Below are 25,696 nucleotides of genomic sequence, written 5' to 3'. Positions count from 1 at the left end.
AGTGGAACCATGGCGACCACGATGACAACGGAATCGGCGGAGAGCAACGAGACGACCACGCGCACGGGTACTGCGCGCCCGGTGACGAGCTGGCGCCGCACGTATGCGCGCCGACTGTGGATCAGCGACCTGCTCGTGCTCGTCTGGGTCGTCTACGGAACCCAGATCGCCTGGTTCGGTCTCGGCGCCGCCGACCTCGCCATCCAGACCGGACGCGTCGCCGGCGAGGTGTCGTACTGGGGCTTCTCCGGCGCCCTCATCATCGTGTGGATGCTGGCTCTCAGCCTCGCCGACACCCGCGACTACCGCGTCATCGGCGGCGGCACCACCGAGTACGCCCGCGTCACCCGGTCGAGCGTGACCCTCTTCGGCCTGATCGCGATCGCCGCCTTCCTGACGCAGACCGAGGTCGCGCGGGGGTTCCTGCTCATCAGCCTGCCCCTCGGCATCCTCCTGCTGCTCTTCGAACGCTGGCTCTGGCGCCAGTGGCTGGTCGCTCAGCGCACGGTCGGCGCATACTCGGCGCGGGTGCTGCTCGTCGGGTCGCGGCGCTCGGTGATCGAGACCGCGCACGAGCTGCTGCGCAACCCGACCGCGGGCTACCACCTCGTCGGCGCGTGCGTGCCGAGCGGCGCGGTTGCCGAAACCATCGAGGGCACCGACATCCCCATCATGGGCTCGATCTCCGCCGTCACCGAGGCGATGGCGGTCTGCGGCGCCGACACCGTCGTCGTGACCAGCACCGACGAGCTCCCGGTCGACAAGGTCAAAGAGATCTCGTGGGGGCTTGAAGCGGGTCGCCAGCACCTCGTGCTCGCACCGGGCATCGCCGACATCGCCGGCCCCCGCATCCACACGCGCCCCGTCTCGGGTCTTCCGTTGATCCACGTCGAGACTCCGAAGTTCGGCAAAGGCCAGAGGTTCGCCAAGCGTACGTTCGACATCCTCTGCTCGCTCGCCCTCATCATCGTCGCCTCCCCCGTTCTCGCAGCCGTCGCCCTCGCGGTCAAGATGTCTTCGCCCGGCCCCCTGCTCTACCGCCAGCAGCGCATCGGTCTGACGGGCACCCCCTTCGAGATGCTCAAGTTCCGCTCGATGCGGGTCGGTGCCGACCAAGAGCTGCAGGCACTGCTGAAAGCGCAGGGCACGAGCGAGAAGCCCCTGTTCAAGATCCAGAATGACCCGCGGATCACCCCGATCGGCCGCTTCATCCGCAAGTACTCGCTGGACGAGCTCCCTCAGCTGTTCAACGTGCTGGGTGGCTCGATGAGCATCGTCGGGCCGCGCCCGCAAATCGCCGCGGAAGTCGCGCTCTACACCGACAGCGCGAAGCGCCGCCTCCTGGCCCGCCCCGGGATCACCGGCCTGTGGCAGGTCAGCGGACGATCGACGATGGAGTGGGAAGACGCCGTGCGACTCGATCTCTACTACGTCGAGAACTGGTCCCTGGTCAACGACATCCTCATCCTGGTTAAGACGGTCCGCGCGGTTCTCCGGCCGGGAGCATCCGCCCACTGACCGCCCGTGCACGATCCGTGCCACACTGGCGACGGAGCCACCTGATGCCGACAACCGAGAGCCGCTGGGCCGACAGCCAACTGATCGGCACACGTGTCCGATCGGTGTGGCAGTGGCAGCTGATCTTCACGTTCAGCGTCGTCGTCATCACCGTCGCCGTCGGCGTGCTCGACGTCGGACTGCTCGCGACGCCGGGGTTTCTCTTCGGCATCCTCGTCATCGTGATCGCGTCGATCGCCACGCTCGTCACCCCGTGGGCACGCACGCCGAAGCACGCCGCGTTCGTGCTGCCTGTCGTCGACATCGTGGCGATCGGCTTCCTCAGTCTCAGCCAGCCCAGCCTCGGCTACCTGTGGGTGTTTCCCATCGCGTGGGTCGCGACCTACTACGGGACTCTCGAGATCGTCTCGTCCCTGGCCGCAGTCGCGCTCATGAACCTCGCCGACCCCGCGCACTGGGACTTCTCGCCCGGCGTGATCGTCGAGCTCCTCATCGTGCTGCTGGCACTGGCGTTCCTCGCCATCACGATCTCGGTCGGCGCTCAGCGCATCCGCGCATTCCGCGCCCTCGCCAGTAATCAAGCGCGGCGGTTGGCGACCACCGTCGAACGCGTCCAGTCCGCCGAGCAACGGGTCAACACGGTATTCGACTCGATCTCCGTGGCGCTGGCTCGCATCGCCCCCGGCGGCGAGATCGTGTCCGCCAACTCCGCCTACCGCGCGCTGTACTCCCTCGACACGCAAGACCTCCGCTTCCCCGTCGGCGGCGCCGTCGAGTACTCCGGCTTCCGCGGCCGGGCGCTCGCGCCCTCCGAGACCGCCGCGGCCCGCGCCGGTCGCGGCGAGCTGGTCGACCAGGAGCGACTCTGGCTCTTCGACCGCAGCGGGACCTGGCGCGCCCTCAACCTCTCGATCCGTTCCTCCGGGGCGAACTCCATCGGCGAAGAGACCTTCGTCGTCGAGCTCGAGGACCTCACCGTCGTCTCCGACGCCCAGCGCGAAGCCCCGCAGGCCACCCGCACCATCGCGCACGAACTGCGAAACCCCCTGACGGCGATCCTGGGACACGCCGACCTCCTCATCGAAGGGGACTCCCTCACCCCTTCGCAGCGCGATCACGTCGCGATCATCGAGTCGGCCAGCGAGCGCATGCTGACCCTCATCCAGGGGATCCTCACCCAGTCCACGGATGCCGACGACCTTCGCGCCCGCTTCGACACCGCCCAGCTGGTCGCCGCATCGATCGAGGCGTTCGAGCCGGCGGCGTCCGCTGCCAGTCTCACCATCGACGCGGTCATCGCCGGCCCGTTGGAGGTGGACGGCGACGAGTTCCGCCTCCGTCAGGTCGTCGACAACATCATCAGCAACGCCATCAAGTACAGCGACCGCGGCACGCTCCGCATCGCGGCTGCCGTCGACGACGACGGCTGGGTGGCGGTCACGATCGCCGACGAAGGCATCGGCATGTCGTCCGACGATGTCGAGCGGGTGTTCACCCCGTACTTCCGCGCGCAGACCGTGCAGGAGGGCGGTGTCCCGGGCACGGGCCTCGGCATGGGCATCGCGCGTGACATCGTGGAGAGCCACGGCGGTAGCATCACCGTGGAGAGCGCTCTCGGACGCGGGACGACCGTCACGGTCCGTCTGCCCGCCGCAGGCCGCGGAGAGGGGGACGCACAATGACGCACATCGACGTGACCATCGTGCTCGTCGCCCTCGCGACGACCTGCACGATCATGATCATCGGCCTCGGGTTCCTGCCGTTCCCGGGGCGGGCGGCATCTATCTGGTCGTCGGGCTTCGCCCTGGCCATGCTCAGCTGCTACCTGCTCGTCGCCGCCGACCAGATCGGCTCCGAAGCGCTCCGCGGCGCCGCACACGGGCCGATCCTGTGCGCCGCCGGCTTCGCATGGGTCGGACTGCGCGCACGCCGCGGCACCGAGCCGATCATGCTGGTCCCCACCATCGTCGTGTTCAGCATCGCCACCATCGTCCTCGGCCTCACCGCCGACACGCCCGCCTACGGACCGGTGTTCCGTCTGGTGTTCCTGGTCGCCGCCGTCGCCAGCGGCCTCACCGCGTGGGAGCTCCTGCGGCTCCGCACATCCGAGCGCGAGATGGCGCTGCCGCTCCTTGTCGTCTCCTTCGGCTTCGTCGGACTCGCCGTCGTCGTCGCGATCGATGGGGTTGCCCGCCTCGCATCAGGAACGCTCGGCCAAGCCGAATCGGACATGCGCGACCTCTACGACATCAACGAACTCGTCGCGCTGCTCTACCTCGTCTGCGCACTCGTCACCCTGCTCTACCTCGTGCGCCGCGGCGCGCAGAAACCCGAGCAGCAGCACACCGTCGATTTCTTCAGCATCGCGCGCGACCGTCTGGTGCGCGCACACGCCGCCGGCGACCGCTGGTGGTCGCTCATCGACGTGCGCCTCGACGACCCGACCGAACTCCTCGAGGCCTCGAGCGGTCGCGCCTTCCAGCGCATCACCGCTCGCTTCGAGAACGACATCCGCGAGGTCATGCCTCCTGAGGCCGACATCCACCGGGTCTCGCCCACGCAGGTCCTGGTCCTCCTCCCCCGCCCCGACACCGCCGTGCGGGGATATCTCTCCCGACTCCTCGAGCGCATCGGTACCCTGACCGACCAGCCGGCGGTTCCGATCCGCCTCTCGGCGAGCATCGGCGTGGCCGCGGCACCCCTGGCCGAGTACGACCTCGACCGCCTGTGCGAGGCTGCGGCCGACGCCGCACAGCACGCCCAGGTGTCGGGTGGCGACCGGTGGGAACGCGCAGTCTTCGCCCCCTGACGCGTCTGCGCGCACGGCTCACCATAAGATCGTGCCGATGCCCGAGACTTTCCTTCCCCCCGTCGCTCGCCGTGCGGGCCTCGTCGTCCTGTGGGTCCTGGGACTCGCCCTGCTCCTGCTGGTCGCGGCGGTCGCGTGGATCGGTGTGCGCGGCTTCCTCGCCTACGGCCACCTCGACGCCGCGCAGAAAAAGGCCCCGGCCATCGCCGCAGACCTCGGCAACCTCAGCGCGGCGAGCGCCGCCCTCGACGACCTCGCGAGCGACACCGGCGCTGCCCGCGACCTCACCTCCGACTGGATCTGGCAGGGCGCCGAGGGGATGCCGTGGGTCGGCCCCCAGCTCGCGGCGATCGCCGATGTGGCCGCCGCTGTCGACGACGTCGTCACCGGCAGCGCACGCCCGATCGCTTCGGTCGCCGGTGGGTTCGGCGTGGACGCCTTCATCCCGGTCGACGGACGCATCGACACCACCGTCTTCACGGCGCTCGCGGCTCCTGCCACCGACGCCGCGGGGGTCGCGGCATCCGCTCGTGACGACGTCGCCGCGATCGACCGCACCCCGCTGCTCGCACCGATCTCGGACGCGGTCGACCGGGTCGGCACGCTCCTCACCCAGGTCGCCTCGGGCACCGATGCGCTCGCCCGCGCGAGCACCCTGCTGCCCTCGATGCTCGGAGCCGACGGGCCCCGCGACAACCTGCTGCTCGTGCAGAACAACGCGGAGTGGCGGAGCCTCGGCGGCATCGTCGGATCGATGTCGATCATCCGCACCGACGAGGGCAGCATCGAGCTGACGGGCCAGTACTCGTCGTCGGACTTCGAACGCTACGAGAAGCCGGTGCTGGACCTCGGCGAATACGAGACGATCTACCAGACGCGGCCCGGCCGCTACAGCCAGAACGTGACGCAGGTGCCCGACTTCCCGCTCGCGGCCCGCCTCGCTCGCGAGTTCGTGTCCAAGAAGGGTGAGGATGCGTCGAGCGTCTTCTCGATCGACCCCGTCGCCCTCTCGTACCTGCTCGAGGCCACGGGGCCCGTGACCCTGCCCACCGGCGACGAGCTCACGAGCAAGAACGCCGTCCAGCTCCTCCTGAACGAGGTCTACCTTCGTTACGAGGACCCGCGCCAGCAAGACGCGTTCTTCGCCGCAGCGGCATCCTCGGTCTTCACGGCGATGACCAGCGGCAACGTGAACCCCGCGGCCCTCATCAGCGCGCTGGGGCGCGCCGGCTCCGAGCACCGCATCTCCCTCTGGAGCGCCGACGAGGCCGACCAGAAGGTCCTCGCCGGAACGACCCTCGCGGGCACCCCGCCCACCAACGACGCCGACACCGCCCGATTCGGCGTCTACTTCAACGACGGCACCGGCTCGAAGATGGACTGGTACGTCACCCCCGACGTCCAGCTCGCCTGGGAGGGATGCGGCACCGGTACGACCCCCCGCACGCTCTCGCTCGAGATCTCGCTGACGAGCACGGCCCCCGCCGACGCCGCCACGTCGCTGCCGAAGTACATCACCGGCGGCGGCACCTACGGGGCGCCTCCGGGAACCGCGCGGACCCTCGGCGAGGTCTACCTGCCCGAGGGCTTCAGCGTCGCCTCGGCCAGCACCTCGCTCGGTGCGGGCTTCGCGGGCGGCATGGTCGGGGGCCGTCAGGTGCTCTCGTACTCGTTCGACCTGAAGCCGGGTGACAGCGAGAGCGTGACGATCGACGTCGTCGCCGACACCGACATCCGCGACGCCGAGGCGTGGGTCACCCCCACGGCTGACGCATCGCTCTCACCCGTCGTCCGCGCCTCGTGCGAGGCGGTCGCGTCGAGCGGCACACTCGGCTGATCCCGACCCGTTGCCCAAACGTCACCGGAGAGAAATCCCAGGTCGGACCGCCTCAGTTACACTGACGTAAGTACCCGGCCCGAAAGCAGCACCCATGCGCAGATTCACACGCGCCACCCTCACGGTTTTCCTCCTCGCGACGATGTCTTTCGCCGCCCCCGCCGTCGCGAACGCGTCGACGATCTACCCGCCGGTCGACGCCTGCTCGTCGGATGCCGCCGGTGCCGGCCCGGGCGACACCATCAGCTTCTCGTGCGACGCCCGCAGCTTCGCGCCGAACGAAGCCGTCACCGTCACCGTGACCGGTGAGAACGGCGCGGGGGCGACCTTCGCCATGGTCCGCACCGCGATCTCCACCGCCAGCAAGCGCTACGAGTCCGACGCGAACGGTGCGCTTCCCGCCATCCGTATCGTGCTGCCCTCCGATGCGCGCGGCGTCTACAACATCGCCGCGATCTCCGCGTCGTCGACCGGCGGCACGGCGAGCGCCGTCATCGACACGAGCGACAGCAGCGACCCGCTCGTCCGCGCCGGATTCGACGGCAACCAGCTCATGGGACTGTGGATCGGTGCCGGCGCCCTGCTCGCAGCCGGTGCGGTCATCGTGATCGCCGCGGCTCTTCGTCGTCACCGCGACCGCACCGACGACTGACCTCGTCGCCCGCCGCTCCCGGATCAGGCGACATTCGGCGCCTTGCGCGGCTTCGCCGTCACCAGGATCGGCAGATGATCACTGGCACCCTGCGGCAGCGTCCGCACTTGCTCGATCTCGAAGCCGCTCGACGTCGCGAAGTCGTAGTAGCCCTTGAAGAACTTGTAGCGCGTGTACGTGCGCGAGTCGCTCAGGCTCAGTTCGTACCCGCTCTCACGGATCACCTGGCCCAGGTTCTCCTTGAAGACGGGGTAGTTGAAGTCGCCGACCATGAGGATCGGCGCCCCCTTGCCGAGCGTGGCCAGTTCGCGAAGTGCCGCACGGATCTGGTGGCGACGCAACGAGTTGAGTGCCGTCAGCGGCGCCGCGTGGAACGACGCGACGATGAAGTCCGCGCCGGTGTCGATGTCGTGCAGGTTGAGTCCCAGCATCCGCTCGTCTGCGGGTTTCAGGACGATGTCGTGCAACGACTTCTTGAGCGAGAAGGTGCGGCTCGCGCCGACGCGGAAGCCGTTCTCGCGGTAATAGATCGCGAGCCCCAGCCGGTTGCCCCGCGTCGCATCGGCGAGAACGAGTCCGCCGATGCGCTCCGGCATGTCGGTCGTGTCCACCTCTTGCAGGCACAGCACGTCCACGTCGTAGCGGCGCACCAATTCGGTGAGTTCGCCCGCTGCGGCGTGCTTTCGCAGGTTGTACGAGACGACGGTGATCATCGAGCATCAGCCTATGACTAGAGTTCAAGAGTGGCTCCCAGGAAGCTGCGGATGCCGCCGGCCCGCGTACTCGTCCCCGTGGCGATCGTCGCGGCCCTCATCCTCGCCCTGGTGCTCGTCGGAGTCATCGGGAGCGCTGTGACCCGCGGTTTCCACGCCCTCACCGCTCAGCCCCCTCACGAGGGCTCGATGATCATCGCGCCGACCCAGGCGAAGGCAGCTGCGGCCGCCCGCGACCTGAGCGGCGACGAGAAGGATGCCGCCGACTACCTCGCAGCGCAGCCCACCGCCTACTGGCTGACCCCCGAGCAGGACCCCATCGGGACCGCCGGCGGCACCGTGCTCGACCTCATCTCGCAGGCGCGCGACCAGAATCGCTCCGTGGCGGTGGTGATCTACGGCTTGCCCGGGCGCGACTGCGGCAACCACTCCGCCGGCGGCCTCTCCGAGGCGGACTACCCGACATGGGTGGGCGAGATCGGTGCGGCCCTCGACACCGCCCCCGAGGTGCAGAAGATCGTCGTGCTCGAGCCCGACAGCATCGCTCTCTCGGACGAGTGCGGAAACATCGCTGAACGAGCCCGACAGCTGAGCACCGCCGTCGATGAGCTCACGACCGCGAACACCTGGATCTACATCGACGGCGGTCACAGCAACTGGCTGCCCGCCGAGAAGATGGCTGACCTGATCCGGCAGACCGGCGTCATCGACCGCGTCCGCGGATTCGCGACGAACGTGTCGAACTATCAGGCATCCGCCGACGAGTTCGCCTACGCGGCGTCCCTCTCGTCGCTCCTCGGCGGAGCGCACGCGATCGTCGACACCTCCCGCAACGGCGTCGCCTCCTCGGGCGGCGAATGGTGCAACCCTCCGGGTCAACGCGTCGGCGAACCCGGCGGGTCGTTCCACGACGGCGTCGTCGACACGAACCTGTGGATCAAGCCCGCGGGCGAGAGCGACGGCGAGTGCAGCGGCGGCCCCGCAGCGGGCATCTACTGGCCGGAAGCCGGCGTCGAGCTCACGCAGGGCGTGCGATGAGCCCGATGGTGCGACTGGGGCCTGTGTAGCATGAGGACCGACTTTCACACTGGGACGGGGGGCAGAGATCGATGAGCGATTCAATGTCGATGCACAAGACAGCGGTCATCGTCGAGGACGATCCCGACATCCGCCACCTCATCGTGGAGGTGCTCGAGGCTGCCGGCTTCTCGACCGTCTCCGTGGGCAACGGGATCGACGGCGTTCGCGCCGTGCTCTCCTACCAGCCGCTCATCACGACGCTCGACGTCAACATGCCCGGCATCGACGGGTTCGAGGCGGCCCGCCGCATCCGCGCGCAGAGCGACACCTACATCATCATGATCACCGGTCTCGAAGAGGAAGCTGACGTCGTCCTCGGCCTCGGTGCCGGCGCCGACGAATACGTCGTGAAGCCGTTCCGTCCGCGCGAGCTGCGCGCCCGCGTCGAGTCGCTGCTGCGTCGTCCCCGGGCGACCGGCACGTCGACCGCCGCCGCCCCTCGACAGGATGCCGCCGGCCCGTCCTTCCCCGGGGCGCGCCCCGCCGCCGCACCGCAGTTCGACGTCGCTCCCACGTCGCCCGTCTTCGACGAGCGGGTCATGACCCCCGTCTACACGGAGCCGCAGCAGCCCCACCCGGGCTCCGCGGTCGTGGTCCCGCAGACCAGCAACCCCGCCTTCGGTGCCCCGCAGCAGTATGGCCAGCCGCAGAACATGCCTCCTCAGGGTGCTACCGGGATGCCGCCGCAGGGGACGCCCCCGCAGGGTGCACAGCCCGGCACCGCCATGGCCCCGGCATCCGCCACCCCTCCCGTGGGTGGACCCGGCTGGACCGTTCACCGCGACCTGGCCGTGCACGCCGAGCACCGCGTGGTGCTTGTGGCCGGCCGCGATCTCACGCTCACGCGCACCGAGTTCGACCTGCTGTCGACACTGATGGAGTCGAAGCGGCGGGTGCGCAGTAAGGCCGACCTGACGCTCGTGCTCCGCGGTGAGTCGTACGTGACCAGCTACTTCGTCGGCGAGGCAGACAAGCGCGCGATCGAGGCGCACATGACGAACCTGCGCCGCAAGCTCGGCGACAACCCGAACAACCCGCGGTACATCGAGACGGTCCGCGGCGTCGGCTACCGCCTCACCTCCGAGGCCGTCGCCAGCGCCTGACACCCCGAACACGAAAGAACCCCCGAAGGATGCCTCCGGGGGTTCTTTCGTGCGTCGGGAGCGAGGTCAGACCTTGAAGCCCTGGTGACGCTGGAACAGCTTGATGGCCATCGTGAGGGTCTGCAGCACCGTGACGACACCGACGATCGGCCAGCCGACCCACAGGATCGCCGACTGCGTCACCGGGTCGAGCAGGTTCCAGATGACCGCGATGGCGATCGCGACGATGCCGAAGATGATGAACGGCGTCCAGTGGCCGAAGCTCACGCCACCCTTCTCGGCTCGCGCCTGCAGCGCCCAGTTGTCGACCTTCTTCTTCGAAAGGAAGCGGGTCCACGATCGGATGAAGTGGCTGATGCGGATCCACATGAAGATCTCCGCCGGGAACAACAGCACCGCGAAGGCGATGTCGCGCCCGTTCGCCTTCTTCATCGAGCGCGCCATGCGGAAGTTCAGTCCCGCGGCCACGAGGGGCGGCAGCAGCCACCACGGGGAGAAGACGAAGGCGTTGATCGAAAGCGACGCGATCAGCAGCGTGATGAACGCGACGCGGACGAAGAAGTTCGTCAGCATCGAGAACTGCTCGAACCAGCGCAGGCGCAGGTTCGGGTGGAACGGCTGACCCTTCGTGTCGCCGCGCTGACCGGGCCACATGAGTTCGATGGCGCCGTAGGTCCACTTGACCTGCTGAGCGTCGTAACCCTTCAGCGTCGTCATGCCACCGACATCCGCCCTCGCGAACGGGCTGATCTTGGTGAGGTAGCCGGCCGACTTGATCTGCAGCGAGAGGAGGGAGTCCTCGACCTCGGAGTCCTTGACCCACGGGGAGGTCTGGTGGTTCTCCTTCATGATGTCGCGGAGCGCCGTGGTCGAGAAGATCGAGAACTGCCCGCCGAGCACCGCCATGTTGCGCCCGCGCAGCAGGTTCTGCATGTTGAAGGCGGCGAACTGGGTGCGCTGACCCGCGATGAGCCACTTCGCGATGAAGCCCTTGATCGGCCGGTCGTCGATCGTGTAGATCGCGGAGATGCCACCGATGCGCGAGTCCGCAACGGCCTCGTTCTCGAGGTACTCGACCGCGCGGCGATCGGCGGTCGTGTCACCGTCGACACCGAGCAGGTAGTCGTAGCCCTCGACGAGTGCGTACCCATAGTTGAGGGCGCCGACCTTCTTGTCGGGGTTCTTGCCGATGTCGTGCACGAAGACCTCGGTGAACTGCAGGCCGAGCTCGGTCTCGACCTCGTGCGGTCCCGAGAACTCCGACGCGATCTTCACCGTGTCATCCGACGTGTTATTGACGACGATGTGGATGACGTCAGGCACGCGGCTCTGATCGAGAAGGGACTGGATGACGTCGGCGATCGACTCGGCTTCGTTGTACGCCGGGACGATGCATCCGATCGTGGACCGGTGGACGGAGGTGTTCTCGAGGACGGAGGCGAAGTCGTCGGCGAATTCGTCGACGGGGATGAGCGCGCCCGGACCGCCCGGTTCGACGCCGTAACCGCCCTGCGGGGGCGCGGCCTGCCACGAACCCTCGGTGGGTGCCTGCCAGGAGCCCTGAGGAGCGACCTCGGGCCACGCTCCGGTCGGCTGCTGCCAGTGCGGCGCGACGGGCTGCTGCGGCGCTTGAGCGGGGGGCCACGACGCCTGCTGCCACTGCGGCGCGACCTGCGGGTCTTGACCCGGCCACGCGCCGACAGGCGGCTGCGCGGGCTGCCAGCCCTGCGGGCCGGGGGTGTACGGAGTGGTCACGTCGTTACCTCGAACTGGATTCACGGAGTGGTGGGACCGCCGGTGCCGCCGGTCGATGTCCAACCGTCGGTGCCCGTGTTTCCCTGAGTGGTGTCGCCCGATGTCGTTCCGTCGGACGATCCCCCCGTGGATCCTTCGGCCTCTGTCTCCCGAGGATAGATCGCAATCGGGATGACCGGGTAGACCGTCTGCTGCGCGAACGACTTGTCGTCGTTCGCGGTGCCCTCGACCCAGATGTCCAGCGCGAACTGCAGCGTCAGGCCGTAGGTGTCCTGGGGCAGCTGATTGATCGTCGTCTCGGGGACGAGCAGACCGCCCTGGAAGCTGTTGATCAGCAGGCCGCGGTTGGAACGGATCGTGTCGGTGGGAACGAGCGTGCGCGGGTCGGCGCTGAACTGGAACGGCGAGCCGACCTGGTTCGAGGTCTGCGCGGTCTGCGAGCTGATGGTCACGTTCGCCAGGAAGACGCGACGCTTCTGCTTGAGGACGGCCTTCTCATCGACGCGGGTGTCCTTGACGTTGACCGCGAAGCCGAAGGTCTTCGGGTTGTCGGCGTGCCATTCCTGGGTGCGCTTGGAGTCGACGGCCCAGAAGTCGAGGACGATCTGCAGGCCGTCGGCCACCTCGTATGTCATCTGCACCGAACCGTCGTAGCTGAACTGCGAGTCGAACGGTTTCTCGTCAGCACCGGCCGCAGGGGTGGCGTTCGGAGCAGGCGTCGCTGCCGCGTTGTTGCTCGTGCCGGAGATGGAGTTGAACGCCTCGACGACCTGCGAGCAGCCCGACAACGAGACCGCTGCTGCGGCCGCCAGGACGACAACGGCCAACCGGCGGCGGGCAAGGGGACGGATGGGCATGCGCGAACCTCGTTCGATTTAAAGGGTGGAGGGCACCGGCGGCGGGGTTCGGGTCGCCGCCGCCAGTGCCACGTCTTCGACCGTAGGGGCGGCGACGGCCGGAAACCCGGGACTTCGCGATCCCTCGTGGTGGCCTTTACCTGATCTTGAGGTTCTTGAGGTGCAGGATGCCGGTGGCCCGGCATCCGCTCGCTCAATCGTTCGAGCCGGATGCCGCCTGCTGCGCGATGGCCACGGTCACCGTGTCGGTCGCGGTCTGCTTCGCGTACTCGTCGGCTTTGGGCTTCGTCTGAACGAGGAAGTCGTAGGTGAACTGCAGAGTCACGTACGTGGCGTCGGCGGGGACCTGGCCCACGTTGAACGTCTGCGAGTAGCTGTAGGGCTTGAGGACCAGGTAGCCGTTCTTCACGCTCGCCTGATCGACCTGCGGCTCGAGGGCGTCGAAGGTCTCCTCGGCACTGGCGGGCACGGCCAGCATGGTCGCCTTCTGCAGGTAGACCTTCTGGCCATCGTTCGGCGTGATCGTCGTGACGAGAGACAGGCTGACGGGCTTGACGGCGTTCGGGGTCCAGCGATCCATCCGCAGGTCCGACCAGTAGTTGACGGCCACCTTCACTGCGCCGGCGGTCAAGTCGCGCTGCGTGGAGCCGCTCGACAGGTCGTTCTCGACCGGGGGTGCGACAACGACGGGCGGGGCCGAGGTCTTGACCGGCTCGGACGGGGTCGGCGTGCTCATCGCCCAGGGGGCCGGCCCGCATCCCGACAGGGCAGCCGACGCAACGACGACCGTCGCGGCGGCAGCCAGACGCATGGTTCTCATCCGCATCATGACCCCTCCCCGCGGTCACGCCAGTCTATAAGCGCGGGTGCCACTCGCCCGCCGCTTCGGACATGACGAAGTGGGTCAGTATTTACCAGACCGAAACCTGCTCTAGTTGCCGTTGCTGGGCGATTCCTGAATACTGGCTATGTCCAACCAACGGGGGGCGGCCGGTTGGGTTTTCTTTCGCCGTCCGCGCTTCGAACCTACGACGACCGAAAGAGAAACCATGAAGAACAAGATCAGCAAGGCTGCGGCGGCTCTCGTCGTTGCCGCAGCGGCGGTCTTCGCGGCCCCGGCCGTCGCGAACGCCTACGCTCCCTCTGCTCCTGCGAACACCGATGTGATCGTCGCGCCCGGCGCGCCCGTCACCCTCCCGTTCTCCGGCTTCGAGCCGCAGGAGAATGTCACCTTCACCCTCACCGGTGAAGGCGTCACCGACGCCAGCCTCGCCTTCGTGGCGTTCGCTGCCGGCACCGACTCGACCACCGAGGTCAAGGAAGCGAACGAAGACGGAACCGCTGCTGCGGTCGTCACGCTCCCCGACAACGCTTCCGGCACCTACACGCTCTCGGCTGTCGGCGAGACGAGTGGTGCGGCTAACGAGGATGTGACCATCACGGTCGCAGCCACGGGTGGCACGGGCGGCGGAGTTCTGCCGAACAACGGCTTCGACGGCGACGCACTCCTCGGCCTCTGGGTCGGCGGCGGCGTCCTCGTTCTCGCCGGTGCGAGCATCGCGGTGGCCGCTTCGGTCCGCCGCGCTCGCCAGACGGCGTAAGGCATTCGCGAACCATCGCGATAAAGAACTCCCCCCGGCTACGGCCGGGGGGAGTTCTTTTCGTCTGCAGCAGGTGTCATGCGACCGGCGGGTCGAGCTCACGCCGCGCGCGGGTCTGCTCCGCCCGCGCCGCGAGGAGTTCGTCGGCGGGGTACCCGACCTCGGTCAGTGTCAGTCCGCGCGCCGCGAGCACCTTGATCTCGTTCGTACGCGCGAGCTCATCGCGGATCTCTGCGACACGACCCACCTCGATACGCCCCTCACCTGCAGCGACGCAGGCGCCGACCAGGGCGCGCACCATGCTGTGGCAGAACGCGTCGGCCTTCACGGACGCGACCAGGATGCCGGACTCGTCGCGACGCCAGCCGTATTCGAGGAGCGTCCGGATCGTCGTCGCCTCCTCGCGCGGCTTGCAGTACGCGGCGAAGTCGTGGAGTCCGCGCAGGCTGCGAGCAGCGGCATCCATGGCAGCCACGTCGAGGGATGCCCCGACCCAGGTCGTCCGCCCGCGCTCGAGCGGGTCGTACCCGGTCGTGCGGTCGGCGATCCGATAGGCGTAGCGACGCCAGACAGCCGAGAAGCGCGCGTCGAACCCCTCCGGGGCGACGTCGACACGGTGGACGGCGACGTCGGGATAGGGGCCCAGCACGCCGTTGATGCGCGCGGCGAGCGCGCGGGGCTCCGGATGCCGGCCCGACAGCAGGCGACGTTCCTGCCCCTCCGTCAGATCGAGGTGGGCGACCTGCGCGGAGGCGTGGACCCCGGCATCCGTTCGCCCCGCGACGACGAGTCGAGGGTCACCTCCGAGGATGCGGGCGATCGCCGTTTCGAGGGTGCCCTGCACGGTGCGGAGGTTCGGCTGTCGCGCCCAACCCCGGAAGTCGGTGCCGTCGTAGGCGAGATCGATCCGCAGGCGCACGCTGCCAGCCTATCCGCGGCGGTCAGAGCGCCGCGTCGACCTCGGCACGCGTCGGCGGGTTGGCACCGGGGCGCGACACGGTGATGCCCGCCATGACCGCCGCGCGGCGGAGGGCCCGGCGCAGGGCGTCGGCGTCTCCCGTCAGCAGATCGGCGTCATCCACGACGCTTGTGATGAGGCTCGCCATGAAGGCATCGCCGGCGCCGATCGTGTCGGCGACGTCGACCGTGAGTGGTGCGACGTCGACCGCTCCCGACCGACCGAGTGCGAGCGCGCCCTCTCCGCCCCGCGTCATGACGACGACCTGCGGGCCGAGGGCGGCGATGGTCTCGAGCACCTGCTCGGCCGGCATGCCGGGGTAAAGCGCATCGGCATCCTCATCGCTCAGCTTCACCAGCGTCGCGGCGGCGAACGCGCGCTCGGCGACGGGGCGAGGCGTGTCGCCGACGAGCGCCGGCCGGATGTTCGGGTCGACCGTGACGATGCGCCCAGCGCTGCGTGCGTTCTCCAGTGCAGCGAGGGCGACCTCTCCCCCGGGCCGCAGGAACAGGGCGATCGAACCGGCATGGATGACGGATGCCGCGCCCGCCGCCGCGTCGACTGCGGCGGCGTCGAGCGCCCACACGATGTCGAAGTCGTACTCCGCCGACCCGTCGGCGCGCAGCCGCGCCCGCGCGGTGGACGTCGCGGCATCCGTCCACGAGGACTCCTCGATCGCCGCACCGGACGCGGCGACCTGGTCGGCGATGCGACGGCCGCGGTCGTCGCGGCCGAGCCGAGTGAGGAGCGTAGTGGACACGCCCTGCCGGGCGATGCCGACGGCGACGTTCGCGGGGCTGCCGCCGACGAATTCGGCGTCGCCGCCGCTCTGCTCGACGATGTCGATCAGCGCCTCGCCGATGACGAGGACGGTGTCGGTGTCGGTGTGGGTCATGCCCTCACTTTCGCACGTCGTCCGCGCTTCTGCGTCACCGCACCACGGCGGTGACCGTCGGCAGGTGCGACAGCAGCTCCTGACTGATCGATCCGAGGAGGAATCGGGCGAGAGCGCGACGGCCGTGCGTGCCGACGACCACCATGCGGGCATCGGCGGCGATGGCTGTGAGCACCTGTGAGGGGTGCCCTCGCTCGACCCGTCGGACGATTCGGAGGTCGGGATAGCGCGACGAGAGTCCGGCGAGAGAAAGCGCCAGCACTTCCTCGGTCATCGACTGCATGTTCGCAAGGTAGAGGTCGGGGTAGACCTCCATCGCGTTCCGCGGTGTGTTGACGGGCGTCCACACACTCACCGCGATGAGCGGTTCGCCGAGACGGTCGGCCTCGGATGCCGCGAACTCGATCGCGTGCTCGGTCACGTCGGACCCGTCGACGCCGACGACCACGCCCATTCCCTCGCCGAGGTCGCGGTCGGGGACGACGACGACGGGGCACGTGGCGCCCGCAGCGATCCGGATCCCGTGGACGCCGCGAGCGGGTCCGCTGCCTGTGCCGCGGTAGTCGCTTCCGATGACGAGGACGGCCGCCCCGGCAGAGGCCTCGACGAGCTTCGTCACGGGGTTGCCAGATTCGACCCGCGTCGACACCGGGACACCGGCATCCGCCACTCGCTTCGCCTCACCGTCGAGCAACTGCTGCGTCGCGGTCTGGGCCGCTCCGAGCACTTCGGCTTCGCCGATCGCGCCGATCGCTCCCCCCACGACCGAGATGAGCTCGATCGACTGCCGCCGCCGGGTCGCGCGCTCGATGGCCCAATCGACGGCTCGGCGCGAGACCGATGCCCCCGTGACTCCGACGATGATGTTGCCCGCCATGATGACCGCCCCTTCCTGGGGACGATGCGACCGCCCGATCGCGGTGACGTCTGCGGCGCTCGTCCGTCTCTCGGTGATGCCAACCTATCCCGCGCCCCGCCGCGCCGGAAGGGACCCGGGCGTGCTCAGGATGCCTCTTTAGACTGGAGGGCGATCTTGCCCACCCGGCCCCGACTTCTGTGTCCCCCCGACATGACCCGACTCACTCCTGCGCGCCTGTCAGGACTCGACGGACTGCGAGCCGTCGCGGTCCTGCTCGTCGTCGTCTACCACCTCTTCCCTGTGCTGCCGGCGGGGTTCCTCGGTGTCGACGTCTTCTTCGTGATCTCAGGGTTCCTCATCACGACCCTTCTCGTCCGGGAGCACGACGAGCACGGCCGCGTCGGTCTTCTGGAGTTCTGGCGCCGTCGTGCCCGCCGGCTCCTGCCCGCCATCGGGGTCGTGGTCCTCGTCTGCGCGTCCCTCGCCTGGATGGTCGGCGGGGACGTCCTCGTGGGCCTGGGCGGCCAGCTCGCGGGAGCAGCGACGTTCGCGTACAACTGGCTCGCCGTCGCCGCCGGGTCGTCGTATTTCGGGGGCGGAGCGTTCGATTCCTCGGCACCTGAGCTGCTCCGAAACCTCTGGTCCCTCGCCGTCGAGGAGCAGTTCTACCTGCTGTGGCCGCTCCTCCTCCCGCTCGTGCTGAGGCTCCGCCGCGACCGAGTGATCGTCGCCGTCGCTCTGGCCGCGGCATCCGCTGTCGCCGCACTCCTCCTCGCCGGCGGAGACGTGACGCGCGTGTACTACGGCACCGACACCCATGCCTTCGGGCTGCTGCTGGGTGTCGCGCTCGCCTTCGCACGGCCGTCAGAGCGCACACGCGGTGTGCCCGCAGTTGTCGGTGGGCTCGCGATCGCGGGGGTCGCGGCGCTGGCCGTCGTCACCCCGGGACGCGGTGTGGAGACCTTCCCGGGCCTGCTCGTCGCAGCATCCGTTCTGACCGTGGTCTCGATCGCCGCGGCTGTCCGTCCCGGGTCCCCGCTCGGACGCATCCTCGACGTCGCACCGCTCCGCTGGATCGGCGAACGCTCGTTCGGCATCTACCTGTGGCACTGGCCGCTCGTCGTCCTGCTCACGGTCGCGACGACGCGCACCTCCCCCGACGTCGCCGTTCCCGTCGAGGTCGCCCTCGCCACGCTCGCTTTCACCGTCGTCGCTGCGGAGCTGTCGTACCGCTTCCTCGAGCAGCCCGTGCGGCGACGCGGCTTCCGCGCCACGCTCCGGGGTGTCGGGCGCGCCTTCCGCGGCGGCCCGACCCGACGCCTGGGCGCGACCACGGCGGTTGCGGCCGGCATCCTCGTCGTCGTCGGAACGACAGCCGCCGTCGCCGACGCGCCCCGCATGGCGTCGAGCGAAGCGGTCGTCAGCGACGGGCAGGCTGCGCTCGCGGCGGGGGCAGGAACCTCCGACCACGCGACGCTGCCCGGAGCGGCCCTCCCGAGCGGCGACCCGCTGCTGCGCCCCGAGTGCCCGTCGGCGCATCTCGCCGATGAGGACGGCATCTGCACCCCGCCGGACGGACGTCCCGCTCCCCCGGCACCCGCACGCGTCCCCGGCGCCCGCGTGACCGCGGTGGGCGATTCGGTCATGCTCGCCTCCGCGGGCGGACTGCTCGATCGGATGCCGGGAGTCGACATCGACGCGAAGGTGTCGCGCTCCATGAGCACCGGCGTTCGCATCATCGACGACCTCGCCGCCCGGGGCGAGCTGCGCGACTACGTCGTCGTCGGCCTCGGGACCAACGGATCGATCAGCTCGGACGAGCTGGCACGCCTGGAAAAGGATGTCGGACCCCGGCGCACCCTCATCCTCGTGACCGCGCACGCGCCGCGGGACTGGATCCCCGGCGTCAACGACGAGCTCGAAACGTTCGCGCATCAGACACCCGGAGTCGCGATCGCCGATTGGTCAGCCGCGATCTCGCGTCACGAAGACCTACTTGCGGGCGACGGCATCCACCCCGGCGCGACCGGAGGGACGCTGTACGCCGACACGGTTGCCGACGCGATCGACAGCGTGGAGAACAGCCGCGCCGAGCTCCAGTACCGACTGAAGCTCGCCCAGTGGGCCGTCCGCGACACCTTCCCCGCGCCGCGCTGAGCGCCGCCGCGTTTTCCGCGTGGTGGTCGCCGCCTCACCGGTCGACACCATGTTCTCTCACCGAGATCACACATGCCCGGCCCAGAGGCACCGCGGGCACGGAAAAGGGCCCGCCCCGAAACGGGGGCGGGCCCTCGGATTCCCTCCGGAGAGGGAGCCTTACTTGGCCTCGTCGGCCTTCTCGTCCTCGGACGCGACAGCGTCTTCGGCGGTGGCTTCAGCAGCAGCACCCTCCGCAGGCGACTCGGCACCGGCGTCGGCGGCGTCCTCAGCGGGCGTCTCGACCTCGGTCTCCTCGACCGCGGGCTCCTCGGCGGCCGGCGCAGCGGCAGCCGGAGCAGCCTTCTTCGTCGACTTGGCCTTCGGGGCGACGGGCTCGAGAACGAGCTCGATCACCGCCATGGGCGCGTTGTCACCCTTGCGGTTGCCGACCTTCGTGATGCGGGTGTAGCCACCTTCACGCTCGGCGACCAGGGGGGCGATCTCGGCGAACAGCTCGTGAACGACGCTCTTGTCGCCGATCACCGCGAGGACGCGGCGGCGGGCGTGCAGGTCGCCGCGCTTGGCGAACGTGACCAGACGCTCAGCGAACGGACGCAGGCGCTTGGCCTTCGTCTCGGTCGTCTTGATCGACTTGTGCGTGAACAGCGAAGCGGCGAGGTTCGCCAGCATCAGACGCTCGTGTGCGGGGCCGCCTCCGAGGCGGGCACCCTTCGTGGGCTTGGGCATGTCAATTACTCCTGGGAAAAAAGTCAGTCAATGGACTCGGCGGACCGAGATCCGATCAGACGGTCTCGTCGTCGTAGCCGCCGTAGAAGTGCGCGCCATCGAACCCGGGAACCGAGTCCTTCAGCGACAGACCGAGCGAGACAAGCTTGTCCTTGACCTCGTCGACCGACTTCTGACCGAAGTTGCGGATGTTCATGAGCTGCGTCTCCGAGAGGGCGACGAGCTCGGACACCGTGTTGATGCCTTCGCGCTTGAGGCAGTTGTACGAGCGAACCGACAGATCGAGGTCCTCGATCGGCATCGACAGCTCGTTCGTGAGAACCTCGGCGACCGGCGCGGGGCCGATCTCGATGCCCTCGGCCTCGACGTTCAGCTCGCGAGCGAGACCGAACAGCTCGACCAGCGTGCGACCGGCGGACGCGACAGCGTCGCGAGCCGAGATCGACGACTTGGTCTCGACGTCCAGAACCAGCTTGTCGAAGTCGGTGCGCTCACCGGCACGGGTGGCGTCGACGCGGTAGCTGACCTTGAGAACGGGCGAGTAGATCGAGTCGATCGGGATCTGACCGGCCTCGGCGTACTCGTTGCGGTTCTGGGTCGCCGACACGTAGCCGCGGCCACGCTCGATCGTGAGCTCGAGCTCGAACTTCGCCGAGTCGTTGAGCGTCGCGATGACCAGGTCGGGGTTGTGGATCTCGACACCCGCCGGAGCGGAGATGTCTGCAGCCGTGACCTCGCCGGCACCCGTCTTGCGCAGGTACGCGGTGATGGGCTCGTCGCGCTCGCTCGACACCACGAGCTGCTTGATGTTCAGGATGATCTCGGTGACATCTTCTTTCACACCCGGGACGGTGCTGAACTCGTGCAGCACACCGTCGATGCGGATGCTGGTGACCGCGGCACCCGGGATCGACGACAGCAGGCTGCGGCGCAGGGCGTTACCGATCGTGTAGCCGAAGCCCGGCTCGAGGGGCTCGACGACGAACCGGCTCCGGAAGTCGCCGATCTTCTCCTCGGTCAGAGTGGGACGCTGTGCAATGAGCACTATGTGTTCCTTTCAGTCACGTGACCGCTATATGACACGTGCAGTTGGTGAAGTGTTGAGTTGTGTCCGGGATGCCGGGGCGCGACACGCGTCGTCGCCACCGGCATCCGTCGAAGATCAGACGCGGCGGCGCTTCGGGGGACGGCAGCCGTTGTGAGCCTGGGGCGTGACGTCCTGGATCGAACCGACCTCGAGGCCGGCAGCGGTCAGCGAACGAATCGCGGTCTCGCGGCCCGAGCCGGGTCCCTTGACGAAGACGTCGACCTTCTTGACGCCGTGCTCCTGCGCCTGACGCGCAGCGGACTCGGCGGCCATACCGGCGGCGTACGGGGTCGACTTGCGCGAGCCCTTGAAGCCGACGCCACCCGAGGAGGCCCAGCTGATGACCGCACCCGAGGGGTCGGTGATCGAAACGATCGTGTTGTTGAACGTCGACTTGATGTGGGCCTGGCCCAACGCGATGTTCTTCTTCTCCTTGCGGCGCGGCTTGCGCGCTGCGGACTTGGCCTGTGCCATGTGAGTGTTCTCCTAAACCTGTGGCGGCGGCGCTTTAGCGCGCCTTCTTCTTGCCGGCGACGGTGCGCTTGGGACCCTTGCGGGTACGCGCGTTGGTCTTCGTGCGCTGGCCGCGCACAGGCAGGCCGCGACGGTGGCGGATGCCCTCGTACGAGCCGATCTCGACCTTGCGGCGGATGTCTGCGGCAACCTCGCGGCGGAGGTCACCTTCCACCTTGTAGGTGCCTTCGATGTGGTCGCGGAGAGCAACCAGCTGCTCGTCGGAGAGGTCCTTGACGCGGATCGACTCGTCGATTCCGGTCGAGCTGAGGATCTCAACGGAGCGGGTACGGCCGATGCCGTAGATGTAGGTGAGGGCGATCACCACGCGCTTGTCACGCGGGATGTCAACGCCGGCAAGACGTGCCATGCGATGTCTCCTAGGAGTCGGTGGAGGTGTGGAGCAGGATCGGTGCTCGGGCCTCCGACCCGAGGTGTCCCCCGCTGCGCGGGTTCTGATCCTGCCGTTATGTGTTCAGTTGTGAGCCTGCGGGCCGCGCGAGGCGCGGCATCCCATCAGCCCTGGCGCTGCTTGTGACGCGGGTTCGACTTGCAGATGACCATGACGCGACCGTGGCGGCGGATGACCTTGCAGTGATCGCAGATGGGCTTGACGGAGGGGTTGACCTTCATGATGTTCCTGATTCGCTGTCTTCGCCGCCGCTCCGGAAGGAGCGAGGCGTTACTTCTCGACCGGTCTAGCGGTAGCGGTAGACGATGCGGCCGCGGGTCAGGTCGTAGGGCGAGAGCTCCACGACCACACGGTCCTCGGGGATGATGCGGATGTAGTTCTGCCGCATCTTTCCGGAGATCGTGGCCAGGACCTTGTGACCGTTGCTGAGCTCGACGCGGAACATCGCGTTCGGCAAAGCCTCGGAGATCACGCCCTCGATCTCGATGACACCGTCTTTCTTGGCCATACGCTCGCTTACAGTTGGCAGACCGGTCGGTCTGCGGTGAGTGGGGATTGTGGTGACACGCCGAAACAGGCGCAACGCACCAAAGATTTAGTGTACGTGATATCGAGACGCCCCGCCACTCGGGCGGGGCGTCGTCGAGTCAGCGTGACGTCAGGTTCGCGAGGATGTCGGCCTTCGGGTCGTACGTGACCGGAACGATCTTGTCGTTGACCATCAGCGTCGGCGTGCCGGTCGCTCCCTCCGGGAGCTTCTGGGCCTGGGCGAACCCGACGTACTCGTGGTCCTTGATCGTCTTCTCCAGCTTCGCGGTCATCGTGACACCGGAGTCCTTCGCGAGCGTGATGAGCTCATCGTCGGTGAGACCCGGAGTCTGCTCCTTGGGCTGATTGTCGTACAGCGCACGGAAGAAGGCGTAGGAGTTCGCGGGGTCGGCCTCGGCGACGGCATAGAAAGCGGATGCCGCACGACTGGAGTACTCGGTGCCCTGCGACAGACGGTCGAGGATCGTGACCGGGTGAACCTCGAGCGTGATCTTCCCCTCGTCGACCAGGCTGGCGATCTCCTTGCCCTCGGCCGCCTCGAACTGGCCGCAGTAGGGGCACATGAAGTCGACGTACGTGGAAACCTTGTCGGGTCCCTTGCCGAAGGTGATCGCACCGGTCTCACGGTTGATGCCGCTCGACGCCGGAACGGGGCCGGGGTCGGTGGCGCGCGAGTTCAGGAGGGCAACGATGGCGACGACACCGACGAGGACGACCACCACCCCCACGCTGATCCAGATGGCGAACCAGTTGGTCTTGCGCGCGGCCGTGGCCATGTGCGTGTCCTCTCAGGAGATGGGGGTCGGGGTGACGCCGAACGGTGCGAGACCGGCGGCACCGCCGTCGGGCGCAGTCAGCACCCAGATCCCTCCATCGTGCACCGCGACGCTATGTTCCCAATGGGAGCCGTCCGTGCCGTCGACCGTGCTGACGGTCCAGTCGTCGTCTTCGACCAGCGTCGCTTCGTCGCCGCCGACGATCATCGGTTCGATCGCGACGCACAGTCCGGGACGCACCTCGGGACCGAGGTCGGCGACGCGGTAGTTGAAGACCGTCGGCCCCTCGTGCATCTTGCGGCCGATGCCGTGACCGACGTAATCGCGGAGGATGCCGTACCCCTCCCCCGACGATTCGACGTAGGTCTGCACGGCGTCGCCGATCTCACCGACCCGCGACGCGGACGCAAGGGCCGCGATTCCCGACCAGAGCGAGCCTTCGGTGACGTCCGACAGTCGCTGGCGCGCCGCGACGAGTTCGGGGCGCTCCGGGTCGGGCACGACGATCGTGATCGCGGAGTCGCCGTTCCAGCCGTCGAGCTGTGCACCGCAGTCGATGGAGACGATGTCACCCGGTTGCAGGACGCGGTCACCCGGGATGCCGTGGACGACCTCCTCGTTCACCGAGATGCAGGTCGTGTGGCGATACCCGCGGACGAGCTGGAAGTTCGACTCGGCACCCGCAGCGAGGATCGTGGCCTCGGCGATCGCGTCGAGCTCGGCGGTGGTGACACCGGCCCGCACGGCCGGGCGGACGGCATCCAGAGCAGCAGCGGTGATGAGACCCGGGGCCACCATCGCGCGCAGCTGGGCGGGGGTCTTGTAGATGGAGCGGCGGAACACCATCAGGCGGTGATGCCGCGCGCCGCGAGGGCGACGGTGATCCGCTCGGTGATCTCGTCGAGCGATCCGACCCCGTCGATCTCGTCGACGATGCCGCGCTCGCGATAGACGTCGAGGATGGGCGCGGTCTCGGACTCGTAAATCGAGAGCCGCTTGGCGATCGACTCCTCGTTGTCGTCGGCCCGGCCCTGCTCGGCCGCGCGGCGCGAGAGGCGCGCGATCGACTCGTCGCGGGGAACCGAGAGCTCGATGACCGCCGTGAGCGGCTCACCACGACTGTCGAGGAACACATCCAGGTCGCCGACCTGGCCCAGGTTTCGCGGGTACCCGTCGAGCAGGAAGCCCTCCGCGGCATCCTCCTGCGCCAGGCGGTCGCGCACGATCTCACTCGTCAGGTCGTCCGGCACAAGGTCGCCGGCATCGATCAGTGCCTTGACCTTCAGGCCCAGCTCCGTGCCGTCCTTCACATTCGCACGGAACACGTCACCAGTCGAGATGGTCGGGATGCCGAGGAGATCGGCGATCCGGGCCCCCTGCGTCCCCTTGCCCGAACCTTGCGGGCCGATGATCAGGAGGCGGGCGGGGGTCTGCGTCATCGGAGGAGTCCTTCGTAGTGGCGCTGCTGGAGCTGGGCGTCGATCTGCTTCACCGTCTCAAGACCGACACCGACGATGATCAGGATCGAGGCGCCACCGAACGGGAAGTTCTGGTTGGCGCCGACCGTCGCGAGTGCGAGGAGCGGAAGCAGGGCGATGAGGCCCAGGTAGATGGAACCCGGCAGGGTGATGCGGGTCAGGACGTAGTCGAGGTACTCCGCGGTCGGGCGACCCGCACGGATGCCGGGGATGAACCCGCCGTACTTCTTCATGTTGTCGGCGACCTCGACAGGGTTGAACGTGATCGCGACGTAGAAGTAGGTGAACCCGATGATGAGCAGGAAGTACACCGCCATGTAGAGCGGGTGGTCGCCGTTGACGAAGTTGGCCTGGATCCACGAGACCCAGCCCGGCACGCTACCGTTCGCGGCCGGGTTCGCGTTGAACTGCGCGATGAGGGCGGGGATGTACAGGAGCGACGAGGCGAAGATGACGGGCACGACGCCGGCCATGTTGACCTTGATCGGGATGTAGGTGTTGCTCCCGCCGAGCGTCCGACGACCCACCATCCGCTTGGCGTACTGCACCGGGATGCGTCGCTGGGACTGCTCGACGAAGACGACGAGCGCGACCGTCGCGATGCCGACGGCGAGGACGAGGAGGAAGATCTCGAAGCTGCGCGCGACGGCGATGCTCCACAGAGCGGAGGGGAAGGTCGCGGCGATCGAGGTGAAGATGAGCAGCGACATGCCGTTGCCGATGCCGCGCTCGGTGACGAGCTCGGCCATCCACATGATGAGACCGGTACCGGCGGTCAGCGTGACGATCATGAGCAGCTGTGCCCACCACGCCTCGTCGGTAAGGAGCTGCTGGCACTCGGGGACACCGGTGATACCGAAGAGCTGACCCGAGCGGGCCACGGTGACGAGGGTGGTCGACTGCAGCAGCGCCAGCGCGATCGTCAGGTAGCGGGTGTACTGGGTCAGCTTGGCCTGTCCGGCCTGGCCTTCCTTGTACAGCGTCTCGAAGTGGGGGATCACGACGCGCAGGAGCTGCACGATGATCGTGCCCGTGATGTACGGCATGACGCCGAGGGCGAAGATCGACAGCTGCAACAGCGCGCCACCCGAGAACAGGTTGACGAGCGAGAGGAGCCCCTCGGTGGACCCGGACTGGTCCAGGCAGGTCTTCACGTTCGGGAAGTCGACGAACGGAGCCGGGATGTGCGCGCCGAATCGGTAGATGGCGATGATGCCGAGCGTGAAGCCGATCTTCCGACGGAGATCCGGAGTGCGGAAGACCCGCGCAATAGCGCTGAACAAAGGGATTTCCTCCAGTGGGATGCCGGGCGCGTCGGGGCGCGCCGCATTCCAACATACGGCAACAGGGGCCGGAGG

Annotated in this window: 26 protein-coding genes; 9 read left to right on the top strand and 17 right to left on the bottom strand. The window is 68.3% G+C overall.

Annotated features, from left to right (window positions below):
- The first annotated feature begins 9 nt into the window (after nucleotides 1-9).
- The 5 genes from MO1_RS10130 (at nucleotide 10) to MO1_RS10110 (ending at nucleotide 6,816) form a co-directional block, all read left to right on the top strand.
- Nucleotides 10-1,518, top strand: a complete 1,509-nt coding sequence (locus MO1_RS10130; RefSeq protein ID WP_060915957.1) for a sugar transferase — start codon at nucleotides 10-12, stop codon at nucleotides 1,516-1,518.
- 44 nt (nucleotides 1,519-1,562) lie between these two features.
- On the top strand, nucleotides 1,563-3,200 hold the full coding sequence (locus MO1_RS10125; RefSeq protein WP_060915956.1) for a sensor histidine kinase: 1,638 nt from the start codon (nucleotides 1,563-1,565) through the stop codon (nucleotides 3,198-3,200).
- Nucleotides 3,197-4,327, top strand: coding sequence for a nucleotidyl cyclase domain-containing protein (locus MO1_RS10120; RefSeq protein WP_060915955.1), 1,131 nt, complete (start codon nucleotides 3,197-3,199; stop codon nucleotides 4,325-4,327). Before MO1_RS10125 ends, MO1_RS10120 begins: the two co-directional genes overlap by 4 nt.
- Nucleotides 4,328-4,364: 37 nt before the next feature.
- Nucleotides 4,365-6,164, top strand: coding sequence for a DUF4012 domain-containing protein (locus tag MO1_RS10115; RefSeq protein WP_060915954.1), 1,800 nt, complete (start codon nucleotides 4,365-4,367; stop codon nucleotides 6,162-6,164).
- 94 nt (nucleotides 6,165-6,258) lie between these two features.
- On the top strand, nucleotides 6,259-6,816 hold the full coding sequence (locus MO1_RS10110) for a hypothetical protein (protein WP_060915953.1): 558 nt from the start codon (nucleotides 6,259-6,261) through the stop codon (nucleotides 6,814-6,816).
- A 23-nt stretch (nucleotides 6,817-6,839) separates the two neighbouring features.
- Here MO1_RS10110 and MO1_RS10105 read toward each other — a convergent pair whose 3' ends face one another.
- The gene (locus MO1_RS10105; protein WP_036309890.1) at nucleotides 6,840-7,529 is read right to left on the bottom strand and encodes an endonuclease/exonuclease/phosphatase family protein; all 690 of its coding nucleotides are present in this window, start codon (nucleotides 7,527-7,529) and stop codon (nucleotides 6,840-6,842) included.
- A gap of 30 nt (nucleotides 7,530-7,559) precedes the next feature.
- On the opposite strand from MO1_RS10105, the gene MO1_RS10100 reads away from it, so the two are divergent.
- The gene (locus MO1_RS10100) at nucleotides 7,560-8,567 is read left to right on the top strand and encodes a glycoside hydrolase family 6 protein (RefSeq protein ID WP_255209252.1); all 1,008 of its coding nucleotides are present in this window, start codon (nucleotides 7,560-7,562) and stop codon (nucleotides 8,565-8,567) included.
- An 89-nt stretch (nucleotides 8,568-8,656) separates the two neighbouring features.
- Nucleotides 8,657-9,712, top strand: coding sequence for a response regulator transcription factor (locus MO1_RS10095; protein ID WP_060915994.1), 1,056 nt, complete (start codon nucleotides 8,657-8,659; stop codon nucleotides 9,710-9,712).
- 66 nt (nucleotides 9,713-9,778) lie between these two features.
- Here the strand turns inward: MO1_RS10095 and MO1_RS10090 are convergent, their stop codons facing one another.
- From MO1_RS10090 to MO1_RS10080, 3 genes are all read right to left on the bottom strand, one after another.
- Nucleotides 9,779-11,467, bottom strand: a complete 1,689-nt coding sequence (locus MO1_RS10090; protein ID WP_036309888.1) for a glycosyltransferase — start codon at nucleotides 11,465-11,467, stop codon at nucleotides 9,779-9,781.
- A 20-nt stretch (nucleotides 11,468-11,487) separates the two neighbouring features.
- On the bottom strand, nucleotides 11,488-12,324 hold the full coding sequence (locus MO1_RS10085; protein ID WP_060915951.1) for a hypothetical protein: 837 nt from the start codon (nucleotides 12,322-12,324) through the stop codon (nucleotides 11,488-11,490).
- 193 nt (nucleotides 12,325-12,517) lie between these two features.
- Nucleotides 12,518-13,144 carry a hypothetical protein gene (locus MO1_RS10080; protein ID WP_235186048.1) on the bottom strand — a complete coding sequence of 209 codons (627 nt, stop codon included), beginning with the start codon at nucleotides 13,142-13,144 and terminating at the stop codon, nucleotides 12,518-12,520.
- A 229-nt stretch (nucleotides 13,145-13,373) separates the two neighbouring features.
- Here MO1_RS10080 and MO1_RS10075 point away from each other — a divergent pair, with 229 nt between their 5' ends.
- On the top strand, nucleotides 13,374-13,925 hold the full coding sequence (locus tag MO1_RS10075) for a hypothetical protein (protein WP_036309885.1): 552 nt from the start codon (nucleotides 13,374-13,376) through the stop codon (nucleotides 13,923-13,925).
- 76 nt (nucleotides 13,926-14,001) lie between these two features.
- On the opposite strand, the gene truA is transcribed toward MO1_RS10075, so the two are convergent.
- The 3 genes from truA to MO1_RS10060 are packed head-to-tail and all read right to left on the bottom strand — an operon-like array spanning nucleotide 14,002 to nucleotide 16,655.
- Nucleotides 14,002-14,844 carry a tRNA pseudouridine(38-40) synthase TruA gene (truA, locus tag MO1_RS10070; protein WP_036309884.1) on the bottom strand — a complete coding sequence of 281 codons (843 nt, stop codon included), beginning with the start codon at nucleotides 14,842-14,844 and terminating at the stop codon, nucleotides 14,002-14,004.
- Nucleotides 14,845-14,866: 22 nt separating this feature from the next.
- The gene (locus MO1_RS10065; RefSeq protein ID WP_060915950.1) at nucleotides 14,867-15,778 is read right to left on the bottom strand and encodes a PfkB family carbohydrate kinase; all 912 of its coding nucleotides are present in this window, start codon (nucleotides 15,776-15,778) and stop codon (nucleotides 14,867-14,869) included.
- Nucleotides 15,779-15,812: 34 nt separating this feature from the next.
- The gene (locus MO1_RS10060; protein WP_036309882.1) at nucleotides 15,813-16,655 is read right to left on the bottom strand and encodes a universal stress protein; all 843 of its coding nucleotides are present in this window, start codon (nucleotides 16,653-16,655) and stop codon (nucleotides 15,813-15,815) included.
- Between the two features lie 192 nt (nucleotides 16,656-16,847).
- Here MO1_RS10060 and MO1_RS10055 point away from each other — a divergent pair, with 192 nt between their 5' ends.
- On the top strand, nucleotides 16,848-18,794 hold the full coding sequence (locus MO1_RS10055) for an acyltransferase family protein (protein ID WP_060915949.1): 1,947 nt from the start codon (nucleotides 16,848-16,850) through the stop codon (nucleotides 18,792-18,794).
- Between the two features lie 159 nt (nucleotides 18,795-18,953).
- On the opposite strand, the gene rplQ is transcribed toward MO1_RS10055, so the two are convergent.
- The 10 genes from rplQ to secY all read right to left on the bottom strand — a co-directional run bounded on the left by rplQ (nucleotide 18,954) and on the right by secY (nucleotide 25,621).
- Nucleotides 18,954-19,523, bottom strand: coding sequence for a 50S ribosomal protein L17 (gene rplQ / locus MO1_RS10050; RefSeq protein WP_036309880.1), 570 nt, complete (start codon nucleotides 19,521-19,523; stop codon nucleotides 18,954-18,956).
- Between the two features lie 55 nt (nucleotides 19,524-19,578).
- Entirely contained in the window at nucleotides 19,579-20,568 is a 990-nt protein-coding gene (locus MO1_RS10045; protein ID WP_036309879.1) for a DNA-directed RNA polymerase subunit alpha, read from the bottom strand.
- 117 nt (nucleotides 20,569-20,685) lie between these two features.
- Entirely contained in the window at nucleotides 20,686-21,084 is a 399-nt protein-coding gene (gene rpsK / locus MO1_RS10040) for a 30S ribosomal protein S11 (protein WP_018171470.1), read from the bottom strand.
- Between the two features lie 34 nt (nucleotides 21,085-21,118).
- Complete coding sequence (gene rpsM, locus MO1_RS10035) at nucleotides 21,119-21,493, bottom strand: 30S ribosomal protein S13 (RefSeq protein ID WP_036309878.1); 375 nt, start codon at nucleotides 21,491-21,493, stop codon at nucleotides 21,119-21,121.
- A gap of 146 nt (nucleotides 21,494-21,639) precedes the next feature.
- Complete coding sequence (rpmJ, locus tag MO1_RS10030; RefSeq protein WP_005050492.1) at nucleotides 21,640-21,756, bottom strand: 50S ribosomal protein L36; 117 nt, start codon at nucleotides 21,754-21,756, stop codon at nucleotides 21,640-21,642.
- Nucleotides 21,757-21,821: 65 nt separating this feature from the next.
- Nucleotides 21,822-22,043 (bottom strand): translation initiation factor IF-1, encoded by a 222-nt coding sequence (gene infA, locus MO1_RS10025; protein ID WP_017201569.1) that lies wholly within the window; start codon nucleotides 22,041-22,043, stop codon nucleotides 21,822-21,824.
- Between the two features lie 139 nt (nucleotides 22,044-22,182).
- The gene (locus tag MO1_RS10020; protein ID WP_060915948.1) at nucleotides 22,183-22,860 is read right to left on the bottom strand and encodes a DsbA family protein; all 678 of its coding nucleotides are present in this window, start codon (nucleotides 22,858-22,860) and stop codon (nucleotides 22,183-22,185) included.
- Between the two features lie 12 nt (nucleotides 22,861-22,872).
- A complete protein-coding gene (gene map / locus MO1_RS10015; protein ID WP_060915947.1) occupies nucleotides 22,873-23,706 on the bottom strand; it encodes a type I methionyl aminopeptidase in 834 nt (277 codons plus the stop codon).
- The gene (locus MO1_RS10010) at nucleotides 23,706-24,299 is read right to left on the bottom strand and encodes an adenylate kinase (protein ID WP_060915946.1); all 594 of its coding nucleotides are present in this window, start codon (nucleotides 24,297-24,299) and stop codon (nucleotides 23,706-23,708) included. The genes map and MO1_RS10010 overlap by 1 nt, the downstream gene beginning before the upstream one ends.
- Nucleotides 24,296-25,621, bottom strand: a complete 1,326-nt coding sequence (gene secY, locus MO1_RS10005; protein ID WP_036309874.1) for a preprotein translocase subunit SecY — start codon at nucleotides 25,619-25,621, stop codon at nucleotides 24,296-24,298. Before secY ends, MO1_RS10010 begins: the two co-directional genes overlap by 4 nt.
- Nucleotides 25,622-25,696: the final 75 nt, after the last annotated feature.

Origin of the sequence: Microbacterium oleivorans NBRC 103075 (assembly GCF_001552475.1) — a bacterium.
Taxonomy (GTDB): domain Bacteria; phylum Actinomycetota; class Actinomycetes; order Actinomycetales; family Microbacteriaceae; genus Microbacterium; species Microbacterium oleivorans.
This window is presented reverse-complemented; position numbering and strand designations above follow the sequence as displayed.